Below are 26,154 nucleotides of genomic sequence, written 5' to 3'. Positions count from 1 at the left end.
GTGTGGAGCGGGGCGGTGGCCTGTTCGGTCACGGCTTCCGTACCTGCCTTTCGAGGGCGTCGAGGTCGTCGGCGAGCCGCAGCAGCGCGGCGTCGTCGGTCGGGTCGGGGCCGTACAGGAGGGCCCGTACGTCCGCGGCGGGGCGCGCGGCGAGGCGGTCGGCGACGGCTGCGCAGAGTGCGTCGGGGTCGGCTGCTCCCGCCCTGAGCGGGACGCCCAGGGCGGGGGCGAGGCGGTGGGCGGTGGCGCGGCGCAGGGCCTGGGCGGCGCGGCCGCGGGCCTTGGCGCGGTGGTAGAGCCGGGCGCGGCCTTCGGTGGTCTCGGCGGCGCGGACCACGACGGGCAGGTTCTCGCTGATCACCGGGCCGAGGCGGCGGCCGCGCCAGAGGGCGGCCAGGGCGGCGGCGATCGCGAGTTGGAGGGTGGCCCAGCGCCAGCCGGCCGGGATGTAGTCGGTGGGGTTCTTGCGGTGGGTGTTCTCGGCGATCGGCGAGCCGTAGTCGGGCAGGTGCCAGGTGAGGTGGGGCTGGGAGCCGAGCAGGCCGAGGGCGAGGGAGGCGTTGCCGTCCTTGGCGAGCAGCTGGTTCTGGAGGAGGTCGCCGCTGCCGAGCACGATCACGTCGCCGCCCTGGGTGCGGGTGCTGACCAGCGAGAAGCCGTGGTTGTGCGGGTAGCAGCCCTCGCCGCGGCTGCCGCTGGTGTAGAGCTGCCCGCCGAGGTGGGCGCTGCCGGCCCGGGTGGCTTCGGCGAGCGAGCACTGCGGGGCGGTGCTGCGGACGGAGGCGTACGACGAGGCGGGGTGCTCGTCGGCGGGGCGGATGCCGGGAGCGAGCGCGCTGAGGGCGGCCGGGCCGGGGGCGACGAGGACCAGCCGGGTGTGCCGGGCGGCGGCGACGGCGCGCAGTTCGGCGGCGCTGAGCAGGTCGGGCTCGGGGATGACCAGGGTGTCGGCGCCGGTGGGACGGCCGGTGGCGTCGGTGGTGAGGCTGGTGGTGACGCCGCGCTGTTCGAGCAGCGCGATGACGGCGTGGGCGCCGTCCTGGTCGTATGAGCGCGGGTCGAGCGGCGGGTAGCGGTGCTCCTGGCTGAGGCCGGCCACGACGACGGCGCCGAGCAGGAGGAACGCGACGGCGAGCAGGTACCAGCGGGCGCGGCGCCAGAGGCTGCGCCCGGTGGGCGCCAGGCTGCTGGGGCTGACGATGCCCGAGGGGGCCCGGTCGACGGCGGGGGCGGGGGCGGTGCTGGTCATGCCGCGCCTCCCGGGGCCGGAGCGAGGGTCGGGCGGGTGCGTTCCAGGGCCCGGTCGAGGTCGCGCAGCGACTCGTACGCGGCCTGGTCGGCGGTGCGCTCGCCGAAGGCGATGTCGTCGAAGGTGCGGGCGGCGGCGGCCAGCGCGGTGGCGTGCTCGGGCAGGGCCCGGCCGGCCTCGGCGGCGGCCTCGTCTGCGGTGCGGCCGGGGCGGACGTCGAGCAGGGTGCGTTCCTCCAGGGCGCGGACCAGCGCGCGCATCTGTTCGCGGACGGCGTCGGCCCAGCGGCCGGCGGCGGCGTGCCGGTCGGCGTCGGCGCGGTGCTGGTCGGCGGTGCGCGGTCCGTCGGTGCCGTAGACGCCGAGGACGGTGCGGGCGGCCCGCTTGGGCGCGCCGAGGCGCCACCAGACTCCGGCGGCGATCAGGACGGCCACGACCAGGAAGAAGATCAGGCCGGTGGTGCCGCTGGTGCCGCCGCCGGAGAGGGTGCTGAGCGCGTCGGTGAGGTGCTGGTTCACCCAGTCGAGGACCCGTTGCAGGAGGCTCGGGTCGTGCCGGTGGTAGTCGGCGTTGAGCAGCTCGTCGCGGGCGGCGTCGCGCGCCGGGTCACGTGGGACGGTGACCGGGGCGCCGCCCGCGGCGAGAAGCCTGTCCCCCCAGATAGGCATGCGGCTCAGAGCTTCGTCGGGTTGGGGCCGGACTGGCCGCTCCAGCCGGTGCCGCCGTATTCGGGCAGCCCGGCGGCGCGGGCGAGCTCGATGTCCAGGGCCTCGCGGCGGATGCGCTGGTCGACGTAGAGCAGCACGCCGATGCCGGCGGTGAAGGGGATGGTGAGGGTGGCGGAGATGACCCCGGCGATCGCCGTGGTGATCAGCATCGCCATGGGCAGCCCAGCACCGCCGCTCGCGACCTGCCGCTGGAGGTCGCCGAGGCCGAGCACCAGGCCGACCGTCGTGAACGGGATGGCGATGACGCACGAGACGACGAAGGCGATCAGCTGGCTGAGCAGGGTGATGCCGAAGATCCGCCACCACTCGCCGCGGACCAGCCGGCGGGAGCGGGACAGCGCCGTCATGACGCCCTGCTTCTCCAGCATCAGGGCGGGCGCGGCGAGGCTGAGCCGGATCCAGAGCCAGACGGCGGCCGGGAGGCTCAGCAGGCCGACGATCACCAGCAGGCCGATGATCGCCGGCTGGGCCGCGCCGGCCACGGCGTAGCCGATCAGCGGGGCGAAGCCGAGCAGGGTGACGCCGCCGACGATCAGCGCGGTGAGCAGCGTCAGCCCGAGCAGCTGGAGCATGCGGGGGCGGGCGTCGCGCCAGGCCTCCCGTATGGTCACGGACTGCCCGAGGATGGCGCGGCTGACGACCACGGTCAGCAGCGCGGTCGCGATGACGCCGAGCAGCAGGTCGACGGGCAGGCTGACCAGCGAGACCAGGACCGAGGTGAAGTCGCCGGTCTTGCCGCCGACCAGCAGTTCGGCGCCGATGCCGCCGGCCTGCTGGAGCACGGCGATGCCCAGCGAGAGGCTGAGCGCGGTGCGCCAGTGCTTGCGGATGGTGGCGACGGAGCCGTCGAGGAGTTCGCCGAGGCCGAGCGGGCGCAGCGGGATGATGCCGGGCTTGGGGCTCGGCGGCGGGCCCCAGCCGTACGGGGGCTGGCCGTACGGTCCGTACGGGCCCTGCGGGCCGCCCCAGCCGGGCTGGGCGGGCGGGACGTGCGGGCCGCCCCACCCCGGGGGTGGGACGGGGGCGCCCTGTGGCGGTGCCGACTGCCCGGGCACGGCGGCGGACGCGTCGGCCGGGGGCCGGGTGTCGTCGCGGGGCGGCTCGGACGAGCTGGGCGAGGCCCAGCCCGGAGTGTCGGTCATCACTGCTCCTCGGAGGGCGTCCTGGGGCGCGGTTCCGGGTGATCTTTCACCCGCACGCAGCGCCCATCGTGCCATGGGGCGCGGACAGGCCCCAGGGGTATCCGGTTCCTGAACGGAAACAGGGGTGTCACGGGGGTCGGGGGGTGGCTCCGGGACGGTTCGGGGCGTTCCGTCGGGGAGCATTCGCCCGGTATGGCCTGAATTCGCCGGGGAGTTGAGTTGGCCGTTGTGGAGCAAAGGCACTGCTGTGCGGCAGGTCACAATCCGGTAATGAGAAGATGGACGCATGAAGGGACGCGTCCTCGTCGTTGATGACGACTCCGCACTGGCCGAGATGCTCGGCATCGTGCTGCGTGGTGAGGGTTTTGAGCCGTTTTTCGTCGCGGATGGGGACAAGGCGCTAGCCGCGTTCCGGGAGACCAAGCCCGACCTGGTCCTGCTGGACCTGATGCTGCCCGGCCGGGACGGCATCGACGTCTGCCGCCAGATCCGGGCCGAGTCCGGCATTCCGATCGTCATGCTGACCGCGAAGACCGACACGGTCGACGTCGTGGTGGGCCTGGAGTCGGGTGCCGACGACTACGTCACCAAGCCGTTCAAGCCCAAGGAACTGGTGGCCCGGGTGCGCGCCCGGCTACGCCGCGCCGAGGAGCCGACTCCGGAGCAGCTGACCATCGGCGATCTGGTGATCGACGTGGCCGGCCACTCGGTGAAGCGGGACGGCCGGGGCATCCCGCTGACCCCGCTGGAGTTCGACCTGCTGGTCGCGCTGGCCCGCAAGCCCTGGCAGGTGTTCACCCGCGAGGTGCTGCTGGAGCAGGTCTGGGGCTACCGCCACGCGGCGGACACCCGGCTCGTCAACGTCCACGTGCAGCGCCTGCGGTCCAAGATCGAGAAGGACCCGGAGCGCCCCGAGATCGTGGTGACCGTCCGCGGCGTCGGCTACAAGGCCGGACCCAGCTGACGTGACGCACCGGGCTGACGACTCCCCGTCGGGTTCCGCGACCGACGGGGCGGGCGCCGTGCGCGGGGACGTGCTGAGTTCGACCACCCGCCGCCGGCGCGGGCTCGCGGCCGTGACCACGCTGGCGGCCCGTCAGCTGCGTCGGCCCACGCACCGGGTGACGGCGCTGTACCGCCGCTCGATCCAGCTGCGCGTGGTCGCGGTCTCCCTGCTGGCGTCCATCGCGGTCGTGCTGGTGCTCGGCGTGGTCGTGGTGGCGCAGGTGCGCACCGGCCTGCTGGACACCAAGATGGCCTCCGCGCGCGAGCAGGCCAGGATCGGCTTCCAGGCCGAGCTGAAGAAGATCGACGAGGCCAAGGACCAGCGGTTGCGGGTCGGCGCCACGGCGGACCCGAGCACCGAGGAGATCGGCACCTGGCTGCTGCGGCAGGTCAACGACCTGGCGGCGAGCGGGCAGACGGTCTACTCGGTGATCGCGATGATGCCCGGCACCGGCCAGACCGTGATGCCCGACGCGGTCGGCTTCGGCCCGCGCTACTCGGGCGACATCCTGCCCAACAGCGTCCCCGACAGCCTGCGGGCCAAGCTGTACGCCGAGCCCGGCCAGATGTTCGACCAGCCGACCCGGATCCACCGCTCCGCCGAGAGCGGCGGGCACACCGAACCCGGGCTGGCCCTCGGCATGCAGTTCGTCGGCCCGGCCGGCACCAGCTACCAGCTGTTCTACCTGTTCTCCTTCGGCCAGGAGACGGATACCCTCAACCTGGTCACCGGCACCCTGGCGACAGCCGGCGTGTTCGTGGTGATCCTGATGGGCGGCATCGCCTGGGTCGTGGTGCGTCAGGTGGTCACCCCGGTCCGGATGGCCGCCGGCATCTCCGAGCGGCTGGCCGACGGGCACCTCGAAGAGCGGATGAAGGTCACCGGCACCGACGACATCGCCCGCCTCGGCGAATCGTTCAACCGGATGGCCAACGCGCTCCAGGCGCAGATCCGCCAGCTGGAGGAGCTGTCCCGGGTGCAGCGGCGCTTCGTCTCGGACGTCTCGCACGAGCTGCGGACCCCGTTGACGACGGTCCGGATGGCCGCCGACCTGATCTACGACAGCCGCGAGGACCTGGACCCGATGGCGGCCCGCTCGGCCGAGCTGCTCCAGGGCCAGCTGGACCGCTTCGAGTCGCTGCTCGCCGACCTGCTGGAGATCAGCCGCTTCGACGCCGGCGCCGCGATCCTGGACGCCGAGCCGGTGGACCTGCGCGAGATCGTCGGCCGCGTGGTGGAGGCCGCCGACCCGCTGGCCCAGGCCAAGGGCAGCACCGTGGTGATCCGCGGCGACGGCGAGCCGGTGCTGGCCGAGGTGGACTCCCGCCGGATCGAGCGCATCCTGCGCAACCTGGTGGTCAACGCGCTGGAGCACGGCGAGGGCCGCGACGTCGTGGTCCGGCTCGGTTCGGCCGACGGCGCGGTCGCGGTCGGCGTGCGCGACTACGGCATCGGCCTCAAGCCGGGCGAGGCGTCCCGGGTGTTCCACCGCTTCTGGCGGGCCGACCCGTCCCGGGTGCGGACCACCGGCGGGACCGGCCTCGGCCTGTCCATCGCGGTCGAGGACGCGCACCTGCACGGCGGCTGGCTCCAGGCCTGGGGCGAGCCCGGCGGCGGCTCGCACTTCCGGCTCACCCTGCCGCGCACCCGCGGCGGCGAGATCAGCCGGGCGCCGTTCCGGCTGGAGCCGGAGGACTCGCGCAACAACCGGGGCCTCGGCACCTACGGCATGCCGTACCGGCGGGCGATCAGCCCGGCCGGCGCGACCGCGCTGTCCGTCGCCGAGGAGCAGGCCGAGACGCCGGAGAGCGCCGGCAACGGCTTCGGCAGCGGCCTCGGCGGGGTGCTGAACATCGGTCCCGGCCTCGGCAAGGCGCGGCTGCCCGAGGGCCCGCGCGCGGACCCGTCGGACGTGCGTACCGCGGGCGCCGGGTACGGTGCCACCGGGGCCCAGGTCATGGTGGACCCGACGCCCGGACGGCCGTCGGTGGCACAGCGCACGGCGGAGCCCGACCTGACGGGCGGCACGGACACGGAGGGGTCGCAGCGTGCGAAGGACGACCAGGACTGATCCGCGGGTCGCGACGGTGGCCGGCGGGGTGCTCGGCGCCCTGCTGGTCAGCGGCTGCGCGGCCATGCCGGACTCCGGCGGTGTCAGCAGGGTCGAGCTGTCGCAGGGGTCGTCCGACAAGAACCTCCAGGTGCGGGTCTTCCCCGTGGCGCCGGCCAAGGGCGCCAGACCGCGCGACCTGCTGGCCGGGTTCCTAGACGCGGTGACCGCCGACGAGGGCTACGACACCGCGCGGAAGTACCTCACCGAGGAGGCCGCCGCGGCCTGGAACCCGGACGCGAAGATCCAGGTGCTCTCCGCCACCTCCATGCAGGCCGGCCAGGACGTCTCGGACACGGACACCACGGTGTCGGCGTCCGTCACCGGGCAGGTGGTCGCCACGGTCGACGAGCAGCACTCGTACCGCCTGGAGGAGGGGCAGCACACGATCTCGCCGGTCTTCACCTTCGTCCGGCGCAAGGACGGGGAGTGGCGGATCGACAAGCTGCCCCCCGGTCTGATCATGAACGAGACCAGCTTCCGCAACAGCTACCGGCAGGTGGACCGGTTCTTCTACACCGCGAAGGACCCGTCGGCCGCCGGCGGGGCCGTCGCGCAGTCGGCGCTGATCGCCGACCCGATCTACTTGCGGCGGCGAATAGACCCGCTGACCTCTGCCGCGAAGGCCCTGGTCGGCGGGCCGTCGAGCTGGCTCGCACCGGTCGTCCAGACCGCCTTCCCGAACGGCGTGAACGTCGACAAGGTCACCGTCGACGACAGCCGGGGCGCGCACGTGCAGCTCTCCGGCACCGACCTCACCGAGGCGACGTCCTGCCGGCGGATGGCGACCCAGCTCTTCTACACCCTCGCCGACCAGGGCAAGGGCCAGGTCGAGAGGCTGGAGCTGAAGGGACAGCGCGGCAGCTGCAACGTCAGCCGCAGCGACACGCCGTTCATCGGCCCCGGTGCCCTGGCCGGGTCGGAGGGTGGGCAGCAGTACTTCCAGCGCGCCGACAACGGCGTCCTGATGGAGATCAACGACACGTCGAACAACACCGTCCACGGCGTGCTCGGCAAGCCGCAGCCGGCCGGCCGGCTTCCGCTCGGCACCATCGCGGTCCGCCGGGACGGCGCGCAGGCCGCCGCGATCAGCCGGGACGGCCACCAGCTCTTCTCGGTGCCGCTGTCCGACAGCGCGGTCGCGATGCCCGATCCGGTGCTCACCTCGGCGGCCCGCTCCGGGGACGACGGGCTTACCTCGCCCAGCTGGGACGGCCGCGGCGACCTCTGGGTGGTGGACCGCAACCCGGACGCCCCGCGCGTGGTGATGGTCCGCGGCAACAAGAGCTACACCGTCCCGGTCGACGACCTGGGCGGGCAGAGCGTGCAGATGCTCAAGGTCTCCTCGGACGGCGCCCGGGTCGCGTTGGTGGCGAAGGGCCCGGGCAGCCCCAACCAGTCGCTGATGTTCGGCCTGATCGTGCACGGAGGCACCCCGGAGGCGCCGACGGCCCGGATCGTGGGGTTGCGCCGGACCGCCCCGGCGCTCGCCGACGTGTCCTCGCTGTCCTGGGCGGAGGCCGACCAGCTGCTCGTGCTGGGCAAGGAGGCCGACCGGCCCCACCAGCTGCACTACATCAGCACCGACGGCACCCAGAGCACCGACGCCCCGCTCCAGGTCGGTGAGGGCATGGCCGCCATCGCCGCCTCGGAGGCCCGCGGGGACGTACTGGCCCAGGCTTCGCCGGTGCTCGCGATCCAGGCGTCGGACGGCAAGCTCTACCGGCTGACCGGCGGTCAGTGGCGTGAAGTCACGCTGGCGGACCGGGCCAGCGCGTTCTTCTACCCCGGCTGAGCCGGTTTCAGCCGCTCCGGAGCGGGCCGGCCGCCGCGACGGTGGCCGCCGCCCTGACCGGCAGGCCGGCCGCGGCCAGCGCCCGGGCGGCCTCGGCGAGGCTGGCGCCGGTGGTCACCAGGTCGTCCACCAGGACCGCCTGACGGCCGGCCAGGCCGCGTCGTGCGCGCGGCAGGACGGTGAGCGCGCCGTGCAGGTTGCGGCGGCGCTCGGCCGCGGTCAGTCCGGCCTGGTCGGCGACGGGCCGGGTGTGCCGCAGCAGCGCCGCGGCCCGGGCGTCCAGGCCGGCCCGGCGCAGTGAGCGGACGGCGGCCGCGGCCAGCCGGAGCGTCGGATCGTGGCCGCGGGCGCGGACGGCGGCCGGGGTCGAGGGCATCGGGACCAGCAGGAGCGGCGTGAGCGCGGCGCGCGGTCCCAGCGCGGAGCGGACCGCCCGGCCGAGCGCCTCGCCGAGGGGGCCGGCCAGCCGCAGGGCGCCCCGCTCCTTGTGGGCGAGCAGCAACTGCCGCACCGGGTCGGTGTAAGGAGCGGCGGCGTGCGCCCACGGCAGCACGGTGGGGCCGGGCCGGGCGGTGGCGAGGGTGTGCCGGCACGCCGGGCAGAGCTGGGTGCGGTCGGTGCCGCAGCCGGCGCACCGGGCGGGCAGCAGGACATCCAGCAGATCGGCCAGTGCGTGGCCGAAGGGCCCTTGGGCGCAGGGCGGACGGACGGGGTCGCTGGTGGGCGGCACGGCTGCTCCTGGCGGCGGCAGGCACGAAGAGTGAGCAAAGGATGCGCCGTACGGGGGGTGTTGTCCAGGTATTCACCCGTGCTTCACTCCTAGGAGGGTAGACAGGGTGCAACAGCTTGACCGTTCGCCCACAGCACCGGGTCATACCCACGTCCCTGCCCGGGGAGGCGAAAACCCCGCGTGAGGTGTTCGATAAGGCTCCAGGGGGTTTCAACCGTCCCTGGTGGGGAGGAAGTGAGGTGAGGGCCAGCCGTTTCCTGCCGCTGGCGGCGGGGGCGGGGGGCCGGCAGTGGATGGGCTGGTCCAGCTGGGTCTCAGCCCGATCCGGTAGCACCCGGATCGGCGTCAGCACGAGGGATCGGAGTTCTGCGTGGACATCGTCGTCAAGGGCCGCAAGACCGAGGTGCCCAAGAGGTTCCGGGATCACGTGGCCGAGAAGCTGGAGAAGGTCCAGAAGTTCGACACCAAGGCGATCAGCCTTGATGTCGAGGTGTCCAAGGAACACAACCCGCGGCAGGCCGACCGGTCCGACCGCGTGGAGATCACTCTCCGTACCCGTGGTCCGGTGATCCGGGCCGAGGCCGCCGCCGCCGACCCGTACGCGGCGCTCGACCTGGCCTCGGCGAAGCTCGACGCGCAGTTGCGCAAGTCCGCGGACCGGCGCCGGGTACACAAGGGCGGCAACGGCCGCACCCCCATCAGCGTCGCCGCGGCGACCGCGGCCCTGGCCGGGCTGCAGGAGCCGGCGGAGCGGGAGGGTGAGACCAACGGGTCCGTCCGCAAGACCATGATGGGATCCCTGGAAGTGGAGGGCGAAGGCCCGCTGGTGGTCCGGGAGAAGACGCACCCGGCCGCCCCCATGGCGTTGGACCAGGCGCTCTACGAGATGGAGCTGGTCGGCCACGACTTCTACCTCTTCGTGGAGAAGGACAGCGGCCTGCCGAGTGTCGTCTACCGCCGGCACGGCTACCACTACGGTGTCATCCACCTGCAGACCGACGCTGCCGCCGGTGCGGGCAGTGGTGCGGGCGGTGCGATCGGCGGGCCGGACGACGAGGACTGACCGTCAGAGCAGTGAAAGTCGGTGACCCCGGCGGCCGTTGCCGCCGGGGTCACCGTTTTCGGGGGCCGTCCGTGCCCGAACCCGGGCCGGTCGCGGTGGCGGGCCGTGGCCGAGAGATCACCCGTTGCGGGGGATTCGGCGTCGGAGGGTGACCGTGGCGGAGCCGGGGCGTGGAATGATTGGCGCACGACGTCCCGCGAAGGGGGAGGAGCGGATGGGGGATCACTTCGGGCTGGGGCCCGGTACGGGGCCGGTTTCCGGACTGTCGCCGGGGCCGGGGGAGGAGCCCGCGTACGAGCCGCGCCGGGGTGAGCCGATCCGCGTGCTGGTGGTGGACGACCACGCGCTGTTCCGCCGCGGGCTGGAGATCGTGCTCGCGGAGGAGCCGGACATCAAGGTCGTCGGCGAGGCGGGGGACGGCGCCGAGGCCGTGCTCAAGGCCGCCGACCTGCTGCCCGACATCATCCTGATGGACGTCCGGATGCCGCGCCGCAGCGGCATCGAGGCGTGCACGGCGATCAAGGACGTGGCGCCCAGCACCAAGATCATCATGCTGACGATAAGCGACGAGGAGGCCGACCTCTACGAGGCGATCAAGGCGGGTGCCACCGGCTACCTGCTGAAGGAGATCTCCACCGACGAGGTCGCCACCGCGATCCGCGCCGTCGCCGACGGGCAGTCGCAGATCAGCCCGTCGATGGCGTCCAAGCTGCTCACCGAGTTCAAGTCGATGATCCAGCGCCGCTCCGACGACCGGGACCTGGTGCCCGCACCCCGGCTCACCGACCGGGAGTTGGAGGTGCTCAAGCTGGTGGCCACCGGGATGAACAACCGGGAGATCGCCAAGGAGCTGTTCATCAGCGAGAACACCGTGAAGAACCACGTGCGCAACATCCTGGAGAAGCTCCAACTGCACTCCCGGATGGAGGCCGTGGTGTACGCGATGCGCGAGAAGATCCTCGAAATAGGGTGACCGACGCCGCGCGTCAGTCCGCGAGCAGCTTCTCCAGGGCCGGGCGCAGCCGCTCGTCGTGCAGCGCCTCGACCCGGACACCGTCACAGCCCACCCACGCGGCCGCCTCGCGCAGCGCCGTCGCCAGCGCCTCGACGTGCCTGACGGAGTCCAGCGAGACCTGACGGGCGACCAGGGTGCGCCCCTCGCGGGCCGGGTCGACCCGGCCGACCAGCCTGCCGCCGGTGAGCAGCGGCATCGCGAAGTAGCCGTGCACCCGCTTGTGCCTGGGCGTGTAGGCCTCCAGCCGGTGCGTCATGCCGAAGATCCGCTCGGTGCGCGGGCGGTCCCAGATCAGCGAGTCGAACGGCGAGAGCAGCGTGGTGCGGTGGCGCCCGCGCGGGGGCGCGGCGAGGGCGGCCGGGTCGGCCCAGGCCGGTGCCGCGGTGCCGTCCGGGCCCCAGCCGGCGACCTCGACCGGCACCAGGCCGGAGTCGGCCAGCACCGGGTCCAACTCCTCGGCGCGCAGCCGGTGGTAGTCGAGCAGGTCGGCCCGGGTGGCGACGCCGAGGGCGGCGCCGGCCTGGGAGACCAGTGTGCGCACGCACTCCTCGCCGGACCGGTCCTGGCCGAACAGGGCGTCCGGGACGGCCTGTTCGGCCAGTGCGTAGACGCGCTTCCAGCTCCGGCGCTCGGTGCAGACCACGTCACCGAAGGCCAGCGCCCGTTCGACCGCGATCTTGGTGTCGGACCAGTCCCACCACTCGGCGGTCTTCTTGGCGCCGCCCAGCTCGGTGGAGGTCAACGGCCCCTCGGCGCGCAGCTTGTCGAGCACGTGCCGGTACGTCTCCGGCGAGACCTGGTGCCCCCAGAGGTGGCCGCGGTCGCGGTACCGGCGGCGCCGGAAGGCGAACAGCGGCCACTCCTCGACCGGCAGGATGCAGGCCGCGTGCGACCAGTACTCGAAGCTGGTGCCGTGGCCCCAGTAGGCCGCCTCGATCGCCGGGCGGCCGACCGCGCCGAGCCGGGCGTACGGGACCAGTTCGTGCGAGCGGGCCAGCACCGAGATGGTGTCCAGCTGGACGGCGCCCAGGTGCCGCAGCACCCCGCGCACCCCGGCCCGGCGGTCCGGCGCGCCGAGCAGGCCCTGCGCGCGCAGGGCGATCCGGCGGGCGTCGTCGGCGCCGAGGACGGTGACGGGGGACGGCGCGGGGGAGCTGTCGGCAGGCACGGCGGTCATGCCGGCGAGCGTAGCCGCGGGCACTGACAGTGGTCCCTGAGAGCGGTCGCTGAGCGCGGTCACTGAGCGCGGGATCAGCCCAGGTCGGACGGCAGCAGGGAGGCGACCCAGGAGTCGCGGAAGACGCCGCGCTGCTCGGCGTACGAGCGCAGGGTGCCCTCGAAGCGGTAGCCGACCCGCTCGGCGACCGCGCGCGAGCCGTCGTTGCCGACGTACGCCAGCCACTGGAGACGGCGGATCCCCAGGTCGGTGAGGGCCCAGCGGGCGACCTCGCGGGCCGCCTCGACGGTGTGGCCGCGGCCGCGCTTCTCCTTCACCGTCCACCAGCCGACGGACGCGGCCGTCGGGTCCGCGGCGAAGCGGGTGACGGCCTGGGTGCCGACCAGCTGCCCGGTCGCGCGCTCGGTGACGCACCAGATGAACTCGGTGCCCTTGCGCAGCCCCTCCGGGGCCAGTGTGCGGACGAAGAACTCCGCGTCCTCGCGCCGGTACGGAACCGGCACCACCGTCCAGCGCTGGATCTCCGGGTCCTGGCAGGCGGCGAAGATCGCGTCGATGTCCGACTCCTGCGGAGCCCGCAGGAGGAGGCGCTCGGTCGTGAGGGTGGGGGGCTGGGTGAAGGGTTCTTCCATGCCCGGATTATTCCGGGCGAAGAAGAGGCCGGGCATCCGATTAGCGTGCCAACTCCCCGGGTCGGGGAGCGATTTGCCCCGGTGAGCGGTGCTATCGGGTCATGTGCCCGCACGGGTGACACGGGAATACCGCGCTGACGCACCTCCCGGGGCATTGGACTCCTCGCATACGATGGCCCGTGCGGTGGGGTGGACCTGCCGTGCAGTCGTCCAGTGCCAATACAGGCAAGGAGCCCGCTCAAGTGTCCGTCTTCGACAAGATCCTGCGCGCCGGCGAAGGGAAGATCCTTCGCAAGCTGCAGCGGATTGCTGCCCAGGTCAACTCCATCGAAGAGGACTTCGTCAACCTCACCGACGCCGAGCTGCGCGCGCTGACCGACGAGTACAAGCAGCGGCTCGCCGACGGCGAGACCCTGGACGACATCCTCCCCGAGGCGTTCGCCACCGTCCGCGAGGCCGCCAAGCGCGTGCTCGGCCAGCGGCACTACGACGTCCAGCTCATGGGTGGCGCGGCGCTGCACTTGGGCTACGTCGCCGAGATGCGCACCGGTGAGGGCAAGACCCTCGTCGGTACCCTGCCCGCGTACCTGAACGCGCTCACCGGCAAGGGCGTTCACCTGATCACCGTCAACGACTACCTCGCCGAGCGCGACTCGGAGTGGATGGGCCGGGTGCACCGCTTCCTCGGCCTCGAAGTCGGCGTGATCCTCGGCAACATGACGCCCGCCGAGCGCAAGCACCAGTACGCGATGGACATCACGTACGGCACCAACAACGAGTTCGGCTTCGACTACCTGCGCGACAACATGGCCTGGTCGAAGGACGAACTCGTCCAGCGCGGCCACAACTTCGCGGTCGTCGACGAGGTCGACTCGATCCTCATCGACGAGGCCCGCACCCCGCTCATCATCTCCGGCCCGGCCGACCAGGCGACCAAGTGGTACGCCGACTTCGCCAAGCTGGTGCTGCGCCTGAAGATCGACCGCGACTACGAGGTCGACGAGAAGAAGCGCACCGTCGGCATCCTGGAGGAGGGCGTCACCCGGGTCGAGGACTACCTCGGCATCGACAACCTCTACGAGTCGGTGAACACCCCGCTGGTCGGCTTCCTGAACAACGCCATCAAGGCCAAGGAGCTGTACAAGGCGGACAAGGACTACGTCGTCATGAACGGCGAAGTCATGATCGTCGACGAACACACCGGCCGCATCCTGGCCGGGCGCCGCTACAACGAGGGCATGCACCAGGCGATCGAGGCGAAGGAGGGGGTGGAGGTCCAGAACGAGAACCAGACCCTGGCCACGATCACCCTGCAGAACTTCTTCCGTCTCTACAGCAAGCTCGCCGGCATGACCGGTACCGGCACCACCGAGGCCGCCGAGTTCCACCAGATCTACAAGCTCGGCGTCGTGCCGATCCCGACCAACAAGACGCCGCTGCGCATCGACCAGCCCGACCTGATCTACAAGTCGGAGCCGGCCAAGTTCGCCGCCGTGGTCGAGGACATCGCCGAGAAGCACGAGAAGGGCCAGCCGGTGCTGGTCGGCACCGTGTCGGTCGAGAAGTCCGAGTACCTGTCGCAGGAGCTGCGCAAGCGCGGCATCCCGCACGAGGTGCTGAACGCCAAGCACCACGAGCGCGAGGCGCAGATCGTCGCGCAGGCCGGCCGCAAGGGCGCCGTCACCGTCGCCACCAACATGGCGGGCCGCGGCACCGACATCATGCTGGGCGGCAACGCCGACCACTTGGCCGCCGCCGAGCTGGCCCAGCGCGGGCTCACCCCGACGGACACCCCGGAGGAGTACGAGGCCGCCTTCCCGGCCGCGCTGGAGAAGGCCAAGGCCTCGGTGAAGGCCGAGCAGGACGAGGTCAAGGAGGCCGGTGGCCTCTACGTCCTCGGCACCGAGCGGCACGAGTCCCGCCGGATCGACAACCAGCTGCGCGGCCGCTCCGGCCGTCAGGGCGACCCGGGCGAGTCCCGCTTCTACCTGTCGCTGGGCGACGACCTGATGCGCCTGTTCAAGGCCGGCATGGTCGAGCGCGTGCTCTCGATGGCCAACGTGCCCGAGGACGTGCCGATCGAGTCCAAGATGGTCACCCGCGCGATCGCCTCCGCGCAGACCCAGGTCGAGCAGCAGAACTTCGAGATCCGCAAGAACGTCCTCAAGTACGACGAGGTGCTGAACCGCCAGCGCGAGGTCATCTACGGCGAGCGCCGCCGCGTCCTGGAGGGCGAGGACCTGCAGGAGCAGGTCGGCCACTTCATGGACGACACCGTCGAGGCCTACGTCCGGGCGGCCACCGGTGAGGGCTACGAGGACGACTGGGACCTGGAGAAGCTCTGGTCCGCGTTCAAGCAGCTCTACCCGATCACCGTGGACCTGGAGGACCTGGAGGAGGAGGCCGGCGGTCCCGGCGGCATGACCCCCGACTTCCTGATCAAGGTCATCCAGGAGGACATCCAGGCCCAGTACGGCGCCCGCGAGGACCAGCTCGGCGCCGAGATCATGCGTGAGCTGGAGCGCCGGGTCGTCCTGTCGGTGCTGGACCGCCGCTGGCGCGAGCACCTCTACGAGATGGACTACCTCCAGGAGGGCATCGGCCTGCGGGCCATGGCGCAGCGCGACCCGCTGGTCGAGTACCAGCGCGAGGGCTTCGACATGTTCACCGCGATGATGGAGGGCATCAAGGAGGAGTCCGTCGGCTACCTGTTCAACCTGGAGGTCCAGGTCGAGCAGCAGGTCGAGGAGGTCCCGGTCGAGGACGCCGAGGTGGTGCTCGACAAGCTGGAGAAGGACGCCGCCCGCCCGGAGATCAAGGCCAAGGGCCTGGAGGCCCCGAAGCCGCAGCGGCTGCACTACACGGCCCCCTCGGACGAGGTCGGCGGCGGTGTGGTCGAGGGCGACTTCGACGACCTCGCGCCGGAGGACGAGGGCGACGGCCTGACCCGCGCCGAGCGCCGCAAGGCCGCCAAGTCGGCCAAGGGCCGCCGCCGCAAGAGCTGAGCGACCGCTCGCAGCACGCCGCACAGGGCGCCGTTCCCCGACGGGGGCGGCGCCCTGCGCCGTTGCGTGGCCCGGGGGCGTCATCGGGCCTCCACGGCGGTGCACTGCCACTGCCCGGCCGGGCCGCGCTGCTCCAGCCGGAAGGCCACCATGTGGTGCCGCCGCCCGAGGTCGACGCGGACGCAGGCCTCGACGGCGTCCGGCGAGGGCGAGCGGTCGTGCACCGGGCCGAGCCGCGGCCGCACGGTCGCTCCGCCGCGGCGCAGCGCGCCGGACCGGACCAGGGAGGCGAGCTGGCCGTAGCCGTCGAGGCTGGTGTGCCGCATCAGCTGGCCGGACGGCCGCGCGCCGGTGAGCACCTCGACCAGCCGGTGTGCGAATCGGGCCGCCAGGGCGCGGGAGTCGTGCCCGGTCTGCGCGGCGGTGCAGGCGGCCCGCGGCTGCCGGGGGCTGCGCCCGGCGGGGTGCGGGGCGGTGTTGCTCAGGTGGCGGTGCGGGCGGGCGGTGAGCGGGGCGAGGCCGGGGCTCTCCTCGGCGCGGTGGTACGGATGGGGCCTTCGCACCACCGGATGCGGGGCGGTTCCGCGCAGGTGGCCGTGCGGGCGGGCAGGGGCGGTCCGGGCCGCCTCGGGCCGGCTGTGCGGGCGGGCGGTGAGTGACTCGGGCGTGGTCACGGGTGCCTCCTCGGGGCGGTGGTGCGGGTACGGACGGGTCCTTTGCTAGCGGCGGCGCACGTCGGGCGGCAAGGGCTTTGGGCGGCGGCCGGGAAGGCGCGGGAAGTTCACCTATCCGGGTGAATTGGCCGGTGTGGCGCCGGGTGTCCGGCCGGTCGCCGAGGCGCGCGGTTGACGTGTGGGGACGGGCCGGAGAGTCCGAAAGGGGACGGTCCGGTTCGGCGGACCGGGTGGTGTCGGCCCGGGCAGGCGTTGCGCTGGTCGGCCGTCGGCGCGCAGGATCGGATCCTGACCGGGAACCGCAGGAGCGGGCGCGACGCCCCACGACGACAGGCGGCCGGTATGACGACACGGGTGGCCGCGGCGCAGGCCCCGGCCGAGGCGGGCGCAGCCCCGGGCACGCCCCGGCGCGGCCTGGTGCTGGGCGGCGGAGGAATGCTCGGCGCGGCCTGGACGGTCGGCGCGCTGTGCGCCGTCGAGGAGGCGACCGGTCGGCCGCCGGGCGACGCCGAGGTGCTGCTCGGGACCTCGGCGGGCTCGATCCTCGGCGCGTTGCTGGCCGCCGGGGCGCGTGCCGAGCAGTTGCGCGACCACCAGCGCGGCCTGCCGATCACCGACGGCCCGCTGGCCGAGGTGGCCTTCGACTACGACACGGCCGTCGGCGGCGCCCTGCCGCCGCGCCCGCGGGCCGGGATCGGCTCGCCCGGGCTGCTGCGGGACGCCGTGCGGCACCCGCGCGAGTACCCGTTGCTGACCATGGTGTCGGCGGTGGCACCGCACGGCCGCGGCTCGCTGGCCCCGGTCGGTGAGCTGGTCCGCGGCCTGCTGGGCGCCGACGGCTGGCCGGAGGGCTCCGCGCTGCGGGTGGCGGCGGTGGACTACCGCAGCGGCCGCCGGGTGGTCTTCGGCGACCCGGACGCCCCGGCGGCTGACGTCGCGGAGGCCGTGATGGCCTCCTGCGCGATCCCGGGCTGGTTCGCGCCCGTCCGCCTGAACGGTTCGGCGTACGTGGACGGCGGCTGCTGGTCGGCCACCAACGCCGACCTCCTGCTCGGCCGCGGCCTGGACGAGGTGTACGTGCTCGCCCCGATGGCCCTGCGGCTGCATCCCCGCGCCGAGCGGGCCGAGCGCGGCAGCGTCGCCGCGCTGCGCGAGTGGCGTGCCCGGGACCGCCCGCGCGGGGTGCTGGCCCAGCTGGTCAGCCGCTACCGCCGGGCGGTGACCCGGCAGCTGCTGCGCGAGGCCGCGCTGCTGCGCGCCGAGGGCGTCCGGGTGCGGCTGCTCGCGCCGACGCTCGCGGACCTGGCCGCGATGGGCCCGAACATGATGGACCCGGCCCGCCGGGGCGCGGTGCTGGAGAGCGCCCTGCGCACCAGCCGGGAGGCCCTGGCGGCGGCCCGCTGATCCTGGCGGGCGTGATCACGGCCGGCCGTCCGGCGCTTATTCTTGGGGGCGCTGGAAGCTGTGCCGCTGGACGAACCCCCGCAGGACGAACCGGAGAGTGCCACCGATGCGCGTGTACGTGCCCACCACCCTGAACGGCCTGGCGGCGGCGCACCCGGGCGGCGCCCTGGAGCAGTCCGCGGCCTACGCGGTGACGCCCGCGCTGCGCGAGTGGTACGTCAGCGACGACATCGAGGAGCTGGAGTACGCGGCGCTGAACCGGGCCGCCCAGTCCTCCCTGCGGCTGCTGGCCGCCGACCCGGACGCGCCGCGCCGCCGGGTCGTGGTTGCGCTGGACGTGGCCGACTCCGCGGTCCGGCCCTTCCTCGGCGACGAGTACCAGGACCAGGCCTCGCTGGGCCGGGTGGTGCTGGCCGGCCCGGTGAAGCTGGCCAAGGCGGCGTCGGTGCACGCGGACGTCGCCGACGACGACGTGGTCGCGGACGTGACGGCGGCCGTGGCCGCGGTGGCCGCCGCCGACGCGGGCGACCAGGATGCCCAGTTCACCGTGGACGGCGCCGAGGACCATGACCTGCTCTGGTTCGCCACCCAGGAGATCCCGACGCTACTCGCGTAGCACAGGGGCGGGACGGGCCCGTGAGCTCCGTCCTACCGGCCTGTCGGCGCCCCGAGTTACCGTTCCTTGCGTGCGTAATCACATCGTGTGGGACTGGAACGGCACGCTCTTCCAGGACATGGAGGCGGTGCTCGGGGCGAGCAACGCCGCGTTCGCGACCGTCGGCATCGGGCCGATGACCATGCAGGAGTACCGCGAGCAGTACGAGATCCCGATCCCCCGCTTCTACCAGCGCCTGCTCGGCCGGATGCCGTCCGAGGCCGAGTGGCTGCTGCTGGACGACGCCTTCCACGACCGCTACCGCGAGCTGAGCCCGGCCTGCGGGCTCACCGAGGGCGTGCGCGAGCTGCTGGACGGCTGGCGGGAGGACGGGCACAGCCAGTCCCTGCTGTCGATGTACGTGCACGACAAGCTGGTCCCGCTGGTCGAGGCCTTCGGCCTGACCGGCCAGTTCCTGCGGGTGGACGGGCGCGACGGCCCGTCCGGCGGCCAGAAGGCGGACCTGCTGGCCGCGCACCTGACCGCCCTCGGCGAGCGCGTGGACCCGGCCCGCACGGTCCTGATCGGGGACGCCGCGGACGACGCCCTGGCAGCGCTGAGCGTGGGTGCGCACGCCGTGCTGTACACCGGCGGCTCGCACACCCGGGAGAAGCTGGAGCCGGTCGGCGTGCCGGTCGTGGACAGCCTCGCCGAGGCCGTCGAGCTGGCCGGGCGGATAGCGGGCTGAGCTGCGCCGATTCCGCGCACGTGGCGGGCGCCACGTGCGCGGACGGCGTGTCCGAACGGGCGGATCCGCCGGTTGCTGGTCAGGCTGGACTGACAGCGGACAGCCAGCGGACGGAGTCGCCATGCCCATCGACGCAGTCACCCGGGTGCCGACCCCGGTCAACGAGCCGGTGCGGGCCTATGCGCCCGGCAGTCCGGAGCGGCAGTGCCTGGTGCGGCGGCTGGACGAGCTGGCGGCCGAGCAGATCCCGCTGCCGATGACCATCGGCGGCGAGCAGCGGTTCGGCGGCGGCGACCGGATCGACGTCGTCCAGCCGCACCACCACGCCGCCAAGCTGGGCGTGCTCGGCAACGCCACCCGGGAGGACGCCCAGGCGGCGGTGGACGCGGCGCTGGCCGCCGGGCGGCAGTGGCGTTCGCTCTCCTTCGACGACCGGGCGGCGGTCTTCCTGCGCGCCGCGGACCTGCTGGCCGGGCCCTGGCGGGAGACCCTCAACGCGGCCACCATGCTGGGCCAGTCGAAGACCGTCCAACAGGCGGAGATCGACTCGGCCTGCGAGCTGATCGACTTCTGGCGGTTCAACGTCCAGTTCGCCCGGCAGATCCTGGCCGACCAGCCGATCTCCTCGCCGGGCGTGTGGAACCGGACCGACCACCGCCCGCTGGAAGGTTTCGTCTGTGCGATCACCCCGTTCAACTTCACCTCGATCGCCGGGAACCTGCCCACCGCCCCCGCGCTGATGGGCAACACCGTGGTCTGGAAGCCCGCGCCGACCCAGACCCTGGCCGCCCACCACCTGATGCGGCTGCTGGAGGCGGCCGGCCTGCCGCCCGGGGTGATCAACCTGGTCACCGGCGACGGCCTCCAGCTGTCCGCGGTCGCGCTCGCCGATCCGGCGCTGGCCGGGCTGCACTTCACCGGCTCCACCGCCACCTTCCAGTCGCTCTGGCAGACCATCGGCGCCAACATCGGCACCTACCGGACGTACCCGCGGATCGTCGGCGAGACCGGGGGCAAGGACTTCCTGCTCGCCCACCCCTCGGCCGACCCGGAGATCCTGCGGACGGCGCTGATCCGCGGCGCCTTCGAGTACCAGGGCCAGAAGTGCTCGGCGCTCTCCCGCGCTTACCTGCCGCGCAGCCTCTGGCAGAAGATCAAGGACGAGTTCCTGGCCGAGGTGGACGCCCTCGCGGTCGGCGACGTCACCGACCTCTCGAACTTCATGGGCGCCCTCATCGACCGGCGGGCCTTCCAGAAGAACCGGGACGCCATCGAGCGGGCCAAGCGCGAGCCGGGCGTCGAGCTGGCGGCCGGCGGCCAGTACGACGACGCCATCGGCTGGTTCGTCCGCCCGACCGTGCTGGTCTCCTCCGCCCACCGGGGCGAGATCTTCCGCACCGAGTACTTCGGCCCGATCCTCGCCGTCCACGTCTACGAGGACGCCCGCTGGGAGGACGTGCTCGGCCGGGTCGACTCCGGCGCCCCGTACGGCCTGACCGGCTCCGTCGTCGCACAGGATCGTTACGCGATCGCCCAGGCCGTGGAGGAACTGCGCTTCGCCGCCGGAAACTTCTACATCAACGACAAACCGACCGGCGCGATGGTCGGCCAGCAGCCCTTCGGCGGCGGCCGGGCGTCCGGGACCAACGACAAGGCGGGCGCCGCACAGAACCTGCTCCGCTGGACCTCGGCCCGTTCGATCAAGGAGACGTTCGTCCCACCGACCCAGCACGGTTACCCGCACATGGGCTGATGGCGAACATCGGGGTCCGGTTTGGACATGGTGTCCAGGACCGACCCGTCTTCCTGCAGGTTTGTGCCTCCCTGTCCCTGTCCACCTTCGATTGATCCGGTTAGGCTGGCTGGCGTCGTCGGGTGGCTTCGCAGGCCGAATGACTCGTCCTACCCGCTGCGAAGGACTTTCATGCTTGCCATGAGGCCCTTTCAATCGGATGGTGCGGCAGGATTGCGTGTGACCCGTCGGTGTACATCCACACACCACCGAGTCACGCAACGGCGCGCGACAGGAGCCAAGAAGTCATGCAGACCAAGCTGGACGCAGCCAAGGCCGACCTGCTCAAGAAGGCAGCCGCAGCCGCTGAGAACAGCCAGGTGGGGGGAGCGGCGCCGGGGGAGGGTCTGAGCAACGGCGCTCTGACCGCGTACCTGCACCACTACTACCTCCACACCGCGCCCGAGGACCTCGTCGACCTCGATCCGGTCGACGTCTACGGCGCGGCGGCCTCCCACTACCGGCTGGGCCTCAAGCGCCCGCAGGGCACCGCCGAGGTGCGGGTCCACACCCCCTCGGTCGAGGAGAACGGCTGGTCCTGCGGCCACACCGTGGTCGAGGTCGTCACTGACGACATGCCCTTCCTGGTCGACTCCGTCACCAACGAGCTGTCCCGCCAGGACCGCGCGATCCACATCGTCATCCACCCCCAGCTGGCCGTCCGCCGTGACATCACCGGCAAGCTGCTGGAGATCCTGGACGTCGACGCCTGCTCGCGCAGCCAGGCCGCCGGCGCCGAGTGGCCCGCCGACGCGACCGTCGAGTCGTGGATGCACATCGAGATCGACCGCGAGACCGACCGCGAGGACCTGCGCGCGATCGAGACCGACCTGCGCCGGGTGCTCGGCGACGTCCGCGAGGTCGTCGAGGACTGGGGCAAGATGCGCGAGAGCGCGCTGCGCCTGGCCGACGAGCTGGCCGAGGAGCCCCCGACCGGCCTGCCCGAGCAGGAGGTCGGCGAGGCCTGGGAGCTGATGCGCTGGCTCGCCGACGACCACTTCACCTTCCTCGGCTACCGCGAGTACGACCTGGTCGAGCACGAGGGCGAGGAGGTCCTGAAGGCCGTCGCCGGCACCGGCCTCGGCATCCTGCGCGCCGACCCGCGCAGCCACGACGACCGCCACCACTCGGTCAGCGAGGCCTTCGGCCGGCTCTCCGCACCGGTGCGCGCCAAGGCCCATGAGAAGAAGCTGCTCGTCCTCACCAAGGCCAACAGCCGCGCCACCGTGCACCGCCCGGCCTACCTGGACTACGTCGGCGTGAAGAAGTTCAACGCCGCCGGCGAGCCGGTCGGCGAGCGCCGCTTCCTCGGCCTGTTCTCCTCCGCCGCGTACACCGAGTCCGTCACCCGGATCCCGGTCGTGCGCCGCAAGGTCCAGGCCGTCCTGGACGGGTCCGGCTTCTCCACCGAGAGCCACGACGGCCGCGACCTGCTGCAGATCATGGAGACCTTCCCCCGGGACGAGATGTTCCAGACGGCGGCCTCCGAACTGCTCTCCATCGCCACCAGCGTGCTCTACCTGCAGGAGCGCCGTAAGCTGCGCCTGTTCCTGCGCCAGGACGAGTACGGGCGCTACTACTCGGCGTTCATCTACCTGCCGCGCGACCGGTACACCACCCGCATCCGGCTGCTGCTCACCGACATCCTCAAGGAAGAGCTGAACGGCGACGCCATCGACTACACGGTGTACGCCACCGAGTCGGTGCTGACCCGCCTGCACTTCGTCGTCCGGGTCGCCCCCGGCACCGAGCTGCCGCAGCTCAGCGACACCGACATCGAGCGGATCGAGAACCGCCTGGCCGAGGCCGCCCGGTTCTGGATGGACGGCTTCCACGACCAGCTGCACATCGAGCTGGGCGAGGAGAAGGCCGCCGAGCTCGGCCACAAGTACGCCAACGCCTTCCCCGACGGCTACCGCGCCGACTTCCCGCCGCGCACCGCCGTCTCCGACCTCAAGCAGATCGAGTCGCTGCACGGCGAGGGCGACTTCCGCCTCAACCTGTACCAGCCGGTCGGCGCCGGCGACGACGAGCGCCGCTTCAAGATCTACCGGGTCGGCGGCCCGATCTCGCTCACCGAGGTCCTGCCGGTGCTCCAGCGCCTGGGCGTCGAGGTGCTGGACGAGCACCCCTACGCGCTGCGCCGCTCCGACGGCACCACCGCGTGGGTGTACGACTTCGGCCTGAAGCTGCGCGAGGCCACCGAGCTCACCGACGAGGCGCGCGAGCGCTTCCAGGAGACCTTCGCCGCCACCTGGACCGGCAAGGCCGAGAACGACGGCTTCAACGAGCTGGTGCTCACCGCCGGGCTGACCTGGCGGCAGGCGATGATGCTGCGCGCGTACGCCAAGTACCAGCGCCAGGCGGGCTCCACGTTCTCCCAGGACTACATGGAGGACGCGCTCCGCAACAACACCCACACCACCCGCCTGCTGGTCAACCTGTTCGAGGCCCGGCTGAGCCCGAGCCACCAGCAGGGCGCCGGCGAGCTGACCGACGCCATCCTGGAGGAGCTGTCCGGCGCGCTGGACGAGGTCGTCTCGCTGGACGAGGACCGCATCCTGCGCTCCTTCCTGCACCTCATCAAGGCCACCCTGCGGACCAACTTCTTCCAGCACGACGGCTCCGGCGCGTGGCACTCCTACGTGTCGATGAAGTTCGACCCGAAGGCCATCCCGGACCTGCCGGCCCCGCGCCCGGCGTTCGAGATCTGGGTCTACTCGCCGCAGGTCGAGGGCGTGCACCTGCGCTTCGGCAAGGTCGCCCGCGGCGGTCTGCGCTGGTCCGACCGGCGTGAGGACTTCCGCACCGAGATCCTCGGCCTCGTCAAGGCGCAGATGGTGAAGAACACCGTCATCGTGCCGGTCGGCGCCAAGGGCGGCTTCGTCGCCAAGCAGCTGCCGGACCCGTCGGTGGACCGCGACGCCTGGCTGGCCGAGGGCGTCTCCTCGTACAAGACCTTCATCTCGGCGCTGCTGGACATCACCGACAACCTAGTCGGCGGCGAGGTCGTCCACCCGGCCGACGTCGTCCGCCACGACGAGGACGACACCTACCTCGTCGTCGCCGCCGACAAGGGCACCGCGACCTTCTCCGACATCGCCAACGGCGTCGCCGAGTCGTACGGCTTCTGGTTGGGCGACGCGTTCGCCTCCGGCGGCTCGGCCGGCTACGACCACAAGGGCATGGGCATCACCGCCCGCGGCGCCTGGGAGTCGGTCAAGCGCAACTTCCGCGAGCTCGGCGTCGACACCCAGACCGAGGACTTCACCGTCATCGGCATCGGCGACATGTCCGGCGACGTCTTCGGCAACGGCATGCTGCTCAGCGAGCACATCCGGCTGGTCGCCGCCTTCGACCACCGCCACATCTTCCTCGACCCGAACCCGGACGCGGCCGTCTCGTACGCCGAGCGCCGCCGCCTCTTCGAGCTGCCGCGCAGCTCCTGGGACGACTACGACAAGTCGCTGATCTCGGCGGGCGGCGGCGTGTTCCCGCGCAGCGCCAAGTCGATCCAGCTCAGCGCGCAGGTCCGGGCCGCCCTCGGCATCGAGGTGACCCGTGTCACCCCGGCCGAGCTGATGAAGGCGATCCTCCAGGCGCCGGTCGACCTGTTCTGGAACGGCGGCATCGGCACCTACGTCAAGGCCTCGGCCGAGACCAACGCCGAGGTCGGCGACAAGGCCAACGACGCCATCCGCGTCAACGGCGAGCAGGTCCGCGCCCGGGTCATCGGCGAGGGCGGCAACCTCGGCTGCACCCAGCTCGGCCGGATCGAGTACGCCGCGTCCGGTGGCCCCGAGGCCACCGGTGGCTGGATCAACACCGACGCGATCGACAACTCCGCCGGTGTGGACACCTCGGACCACGAGGTCAACATCAAGATCCTGCTCAACCAGATCGTCGCCGAGGGCGACATGACGGTGAAGCAGCGCAACGTCCTGCTGGCCGAGATGACCGACGAGGTCGGCCACCTGGTGCTGCGCAACAACTACGCGCAGAACGTGGTGCTGGCCAACGCCGTCGCCCAGGCGCACAGCATGGTCAACGTCCACTCGCGGATGATCAACCGGCTGGAGGCGGCCGGCCAGCTCGACCGGGCCCTGGAGTTCCTGCCCACCGAGCGCCAGATCCGCGAGCGCCAGCAGAACGGTCGCGGGCTCTCGCAGCCCGAGCTGTCCGTCCTGCTCGCGTACACCAAGATCACGCTGGCCGACGAGCTGCTCGCCACCGACCTGCCCGACGACCCGTACTTCCGCACCGCGCTGCACGAGTACTTCCCGAGCGCACTGCGGGCCCGGTTCGCCGACGCGATCGACAGCCACGCGCTGCGCCGCGAGATCATCACCACGCTGATCGTCAACGACACGATCAACCGTGGTGGCTGCACCTTCGCCTTCCGCCTGAAGGAGGAGACCGGCGCGACCTACGAGGAGATCGCCCGGACGCACACCGCCGCGCGGGCCGTGTTCGGCCTGGAGGAGATCTGGTCCGAGATCGAGGGCCTGGACAACAAGGTCCCGGCCCGCGGCCAGACCAAGATGCGGCTGCACTCGCGGCGCCTGGTCGAGCGCGCCACCCGGTGGATGCTCAACAACCGCCGCCAGCCGCTCGACATCGCCGGCACCATCGAGTTCTTCCACGACCGGGTCAACCAGGTCTGGGGCTCGCTGCCCAAGCCGCTGCGCGGCGAGGACCTGACCTGGTTCGAGTCCGTCTACGGCGAGCTCGCCGCGGCGGGCGTGCCGGAGGAGCTGGCCACCCGGATCGCGGGCCTGTCCTCGGTCTTCCCGACCCTGGACATCACCGAGGTCGCGGACCGCTCCGGCAAGGACGTCGCGGACGTCGCCGAGCTCTACTACGACCTCGCCGACCGCCTGCAGATCACCCACCTGCTCGACCGCATCATCGAGCTGCCCCGGACCGACCGCTGGTCGTCGATGGCCCGGGCCGCGATCCGCGAGGACCTCTTCGCGGCGCACGCGGCGCTGACCGCCGACATCCTGGCCTGCGGCCCGGAGGGAGCCACCCCGGAGGAGCGCTACAACGCCTGGGCGGACCTCAACGCCACCCTGCTGAACCGCGCCAAGAGCACCCTCGACGACATAAGGGGTTCGGACAACTACGAGCTGTCCAGCCTCTCGGTCGCGATGCGGGTCATCCGCACGCTGCTGCGCACCGGTTCGATGCGCTGAGCGGACGGCTCCTCAGCCGACGGCTCTTCAACGGCGGGCCCGCGTCCATCCCGGACGCGGGCCCGCCGCGTTCGTGCTGTCAACAGGTTGGACC

General features: G+C 72.4%; 18 protein-coding genes. 11 read left to right on the top strand and 7 right to left on the bottom strand.

Going from position 1 to position 26,154, the window contains the following annotated elements; genetic code table 11:
* Positions 1-28: 28 nt before the first annotated feature.
* From F7Q99_RS09350 to F7Q99_RS09340, 3 genes are read right to left on the bottom strand one after another with little or no spacing between them, the layout of a single operon-like run.
* Positions 29-1,249: a DUF4350 domain-containing protein gene (locus F7Q99_RS09350; protein WP_153460847.1), complete on the bottom strand. Its 1,221-nt coding sequence runs from the start codon at positions 1,247-1,249 to the stop codon at positions 29-31.
* A complete protein-coding gene (locus tag F7Q99_RS09345; RefSeq protein WP_153460846.1) occupies positions 1,246-1,917 on the bottom strand; it encodes a DUF4129 domain-containing protein in 672 nt (223 codons plus the stop codon). The genes F7Q99_RS09350 and F7Q99_RS09345 overlap by 4 nt, the downstream gene beginning before the upstream one ends.
* A gap of 5 nt (positions 1,918-1,922) precedes the next feature.
* Positions 1,923-3,119: a glycerophosphoryl diester phosphodiesterase membrane domain-containing protein gene (locus F7Q99_RS09340; RefSeq protein WP_153460845.1), complete on the bottom strand. Its 1,197-nt coding sequence runs from the start codon at positions 3,117-3,119 to the stop codon at positions 1,923-1,925.
* 286 nt (positions 3,120-3,405) lie between these two features.
* On the opposite strand from F7Q99_RS09340, the gene mtrA reads away from it, so the two are divergent.
* The 3 genes from mtrA to F7Q99_RS09325 are packed head-to-tail and all read left to right on the top strand — an operon-like array spanning position 3,406 to position 8,030.
* Positions 3,406-4,083, top strand: a complete 678-nt coding sequence (gene mtrA, locus F7Q99_RS09335) for an MtrAB system response regulator MtrA (protein ID WP_030061806.1) — start codon at positions 3,406-3,408, stop codon at positions 4,081-4,083.
* A 1-nt stretch (position 4,084) separates the two neighbouring features.
* On the top strand, positions 4,085-6,196 hold the full coding sequence (gene mtrB, locus F7Q99_RS09330) for an MtrAB system histidine kinase MtrB (RefSeq protein ID WP_407697761.1): 2,112 nt from the start codon (positions 4,085-4,087) through the stop codon (positions 6,194-6,196).
* Positions 6,174-8,030 (top strand): LpqB family beta-propeller domain-containing protein, encoded by a 1,857-nt coding sequence (locus tag F7Q99_RS09325; RefSeq protein WP_153460844.1) that lies wholly within the window; start codon positions 6,174-6,176, stop codon positions 8,028-8,030. The genes mtrB and F7Q99_RS09325 overlap by 23 nt, the downstream gene beginning before the upstream one ends.
* Positions 8,031-8,037: 7 nt before the next feature.
* On the opposite strand, the gene F7Q99_RS09320 is transcribed toward F7Q99_RS09325, so the two are convergent.
* Entirely contained in the window at positions 8,038-8,760 is a 723-nt protein-coding gene (locus tag F7Q99_RS09320; RefSeq protein WP_326846462.1) for a ComF family protein, read from the bottom strand.
* A gap of 370 nt (positions 8,761-9,130) precedes the next feature.
* Here F7Q99_RS09320 and hpf point away from each other — a divergent pair, with 370 nt between their 5' ends.
* Together hpf and F7Q99_RS09310 are read left to right on the top strand one after the other, a co-directional pair.
* Positions 9,131-9,823: a ribosome hibernation-promoting factor, HPF/YfiA family gene (gene hpf, locus F7Q99_RS09315; RefSeq protein WP_326846461.1), complete on the top strand. Its 693-nt coding sequence runs from the start codon at positions 9,131-9,133 to the stop codon at positions 9,821-9,823.
* Between the two features lie 214 nt (positions 9,824-10,037).
* A complete protein-coding gene (locus F7Q99_RS09310) occupies positions 10,038-10,796 on the top strand; it encodes a response regulator (protein ID WP_407697760.1) in 759 nt (252 codons plus the stop codon).
* Between the two features lie 13 nt (positions 10,797-10,809).
* Here F7Q99_RS09310 and F7Q99_RS09305 read toward each other — a convergent pair whose 3' ends face one another.
* Both F7Q99_RS09305 and F7Q99_RS09300 read right to left on the bottom strand, forming a co-directional pair.
* Positions 10,810-12,015 carry a winged helix-turn-helix domain-containing protein gene (locus F7Q99_RS09305; RefSeq protein WP_153460842.1) on the bottom strand — a complete coding sequence of 402 codons (1,206 nt, stop codon included), beginning with the start codon at positions 12,013-12,015 and terminating at the stop codon, positions 10,810-10,812.
* 74 nt (positions 12,016-12,089) lie between these two features.
* The gene (locus F7Q99_RS09300; RefSeq protein ID WP_153460841.1) at positions 12,090-12,647 is read right to left on the bottom strand and encodes a GNAT family N-acetyltransferase; all 558 of its coding nucleotides are present in this window, start codon (positions 12,645-12,647) and stop codon (positions 12,090-12,092) included.
* A 242-nt stretch (positions 12,648-12,889) separates the two neighbouring features.
* On the opposite strand from F7Q99_RS09300, the gene secA reads away from it, so the two are divergent.
* The gene (gene secA / locus F7Q99_RS09295) at positions 12,890-15,652 is read left to right on the top strand and encodes a preprotein translocase subunit SecA (protein WP_326846460.1); all 2,763 of its coding nucleotides are present in this window, start codon (positions 12,890-12,892) and stop codon (positions 15,650-15,652) included.
* An 80-nt stretch (positions 15,653-15,732) separates the two neighbouring features.
* Here the strand turns inward: secA and F7Q99_RS40975 are convergent, their stop codons facing one another.
* A complete protein-coding gene (locus F7Q99_RS40975) occupies positions 15,733-16,326 on the bottom strand; it encodes an Rv3235 family protein (protein ID WP_153460840.1) in 594 nt (197 codons plus the stop codon).
* A gap of 342 nt (positions 16,327-16,668) precedes the next feature.
* On the opposite strand from F7Q99_RS40975, the gene F7Q99_RS09285 reads away from it, so the two are divergent.
* The 5 genes from F7Q99_RS09285 to F7Q99_RS09265 all read left to right on the top strand — a co-directional run bounded on the left by F7Q99_RS09285 (position 16,669) and on the right by F7Q99_RS09265 (position 26,060).
* Positions 16,669-17,730: a patatin-like phospholipase family protein gene (locus F7Q99_RS09285; protein ID WP_153460839.1), complete on the top strand. Its 1,062-nt coding sequence runs from the start codon at positions 16,669-16,671 to the stop codon at positions 17,728-17,730.
* A 106-nt stretch (positions 17,731-17,836) separates the two neighbouring features.
* Positions 17,837-18,346 (top strand): DUF6912 family protein, encoded by a 510-nt coding sequence (locus F7Q99_RS09280; RefSeq protein ID WP_153460838.1) that lies wholly within the window; start codon positions 17,837-17,839, stop codon positions 18,344-18,346.
* Positions 18,347-18,416: 70 nt separating this feature from the next.
* On the top strand, positions 18,417-19,073 hold the full coding sequence (locus tag F7Q99_RS09275) for an HAD family hydrolase (RefSeq protein WP_326846459.1): 657 nt from the start codon (positions 18,417-18,419) through the stop codon (positions 19,071-19,073).
* A 127-nt stretch (positions 19,074-19,200) separates the two neighbouring features.
* Entirely contained in the window at positions 19,201-20,826 is a 1,626-nt protein-coding gene (gene pruA, locus F7Q99_RS09270; protein ID WP_326847184.1) for an L-glutamate gamma-semialdehyde dehydrogenase, read from the top strand.
* A 287-nt stretch (positions 20,827-21,113) separates the two neighbouring features.
* Positions 21,114-26,060 carry an NAD-glutamate dehydrogenase gene (locus F7Q99_RS09265; protein WP_153460835.1) on the top strand — a complete coding sequence of 1,649 codons (4,947 nt, stop codon included), beginning with the start codon at positions 21,114-21,116 and terminating at the stop codon, positions 26,058-26,060.
* The last annotated feature ends 94 nt before the right edge of the window (positions 26,061-26,154 follow it).

The sequence above is a fragment of the Streptomyces kaniharaensis genome (assembly GCF_009569385.1).
GTDB classification, from domain to species: Bacteria; Actinomycetota; Actinomycetes; order Streptomycetales; family Streptomycetaceae; genus Kitasatospora; species Kitasatospora kaniharaensis.
Note: the sequence above shows the minus strand (reverse complement) of the source record. Positions and strands in the feature narration are given on the sequence as shown.

Bases quoted from the DNA above. Each gene is read 5' to 3' on its own strand.
- F7Q99_RS09345 (WP_153460846.1), bottom strand. From the start codon at position 1,917: ATGCCTATCTGGGGGGACAGGCTTCTCGCCGCGGGCGGCGCCCCGGTC.
- F7Q99_RS09350 (WP_153460847.1), bottom strand. From the start codon at position 1,249: ATGACCAGCACCGCCCCCGCCCCCGCCGTCGACCGGGCCCCCTCGGGC.
- F7Q99_RS09340 (WP_153460845.1), bottom strand. From the start codon at position 3,119: ATGACCGACACTCCGGGCTGGGCCTCGCCCAGCTCGTCCGAGCCGCCC.
- F7Q99_RS09305 (WP_153460842.1), bottom strand. From the start codon at position 12,015: ATGACCGCCGTGCCTGCCGACAGCTCCCCCGCGCCGTCCCCCGTCACC.
- F7Q99_RS09265 (WP_153460835.1), top strand. From the start codon at position 21,114: ATGCAGACCAAGCTGGACGCAGCCAAGGCCGACCTGCTCAAGAAGGCA.
- F7Q99_RS09300 (WP_153460841.1), bottom strand. From the start codon at position 12,647: ATGGAAGAACCCTTCACCCAGCCCCCCACCCTCACGACCGAGCGCCTC.
- mtrA (WP_030061806.1), top strand. From the start codon at position 3,406: ATGAAGGGACGCGTCCTCGTCGTTGATGACGACTCCGCACTGGCCGAG.
- F7Q99_RS09285 (WP_153460839.1), top strand. From the start codon at position 16,669: ATGACGACACGGGTGGCCGCGGCGCAGGCCCCGGCCGAGGCGGGCGCA.
- F7Q99_RS09280 (WP_153460838.1), top strand. From the start codon at position 17,837: ATGCGCGTGTACGTGCCCACCACCCTGAACGGCCTGGCGGCGGCGCAC.
- F7Q99_RS09310 (WP_407697760.1), top strand. From the start codon at position 10,038: ATGGGGGATCACTTCGGGCTGGGGCCCGGTACGGGGCCGGTTTCCGGA.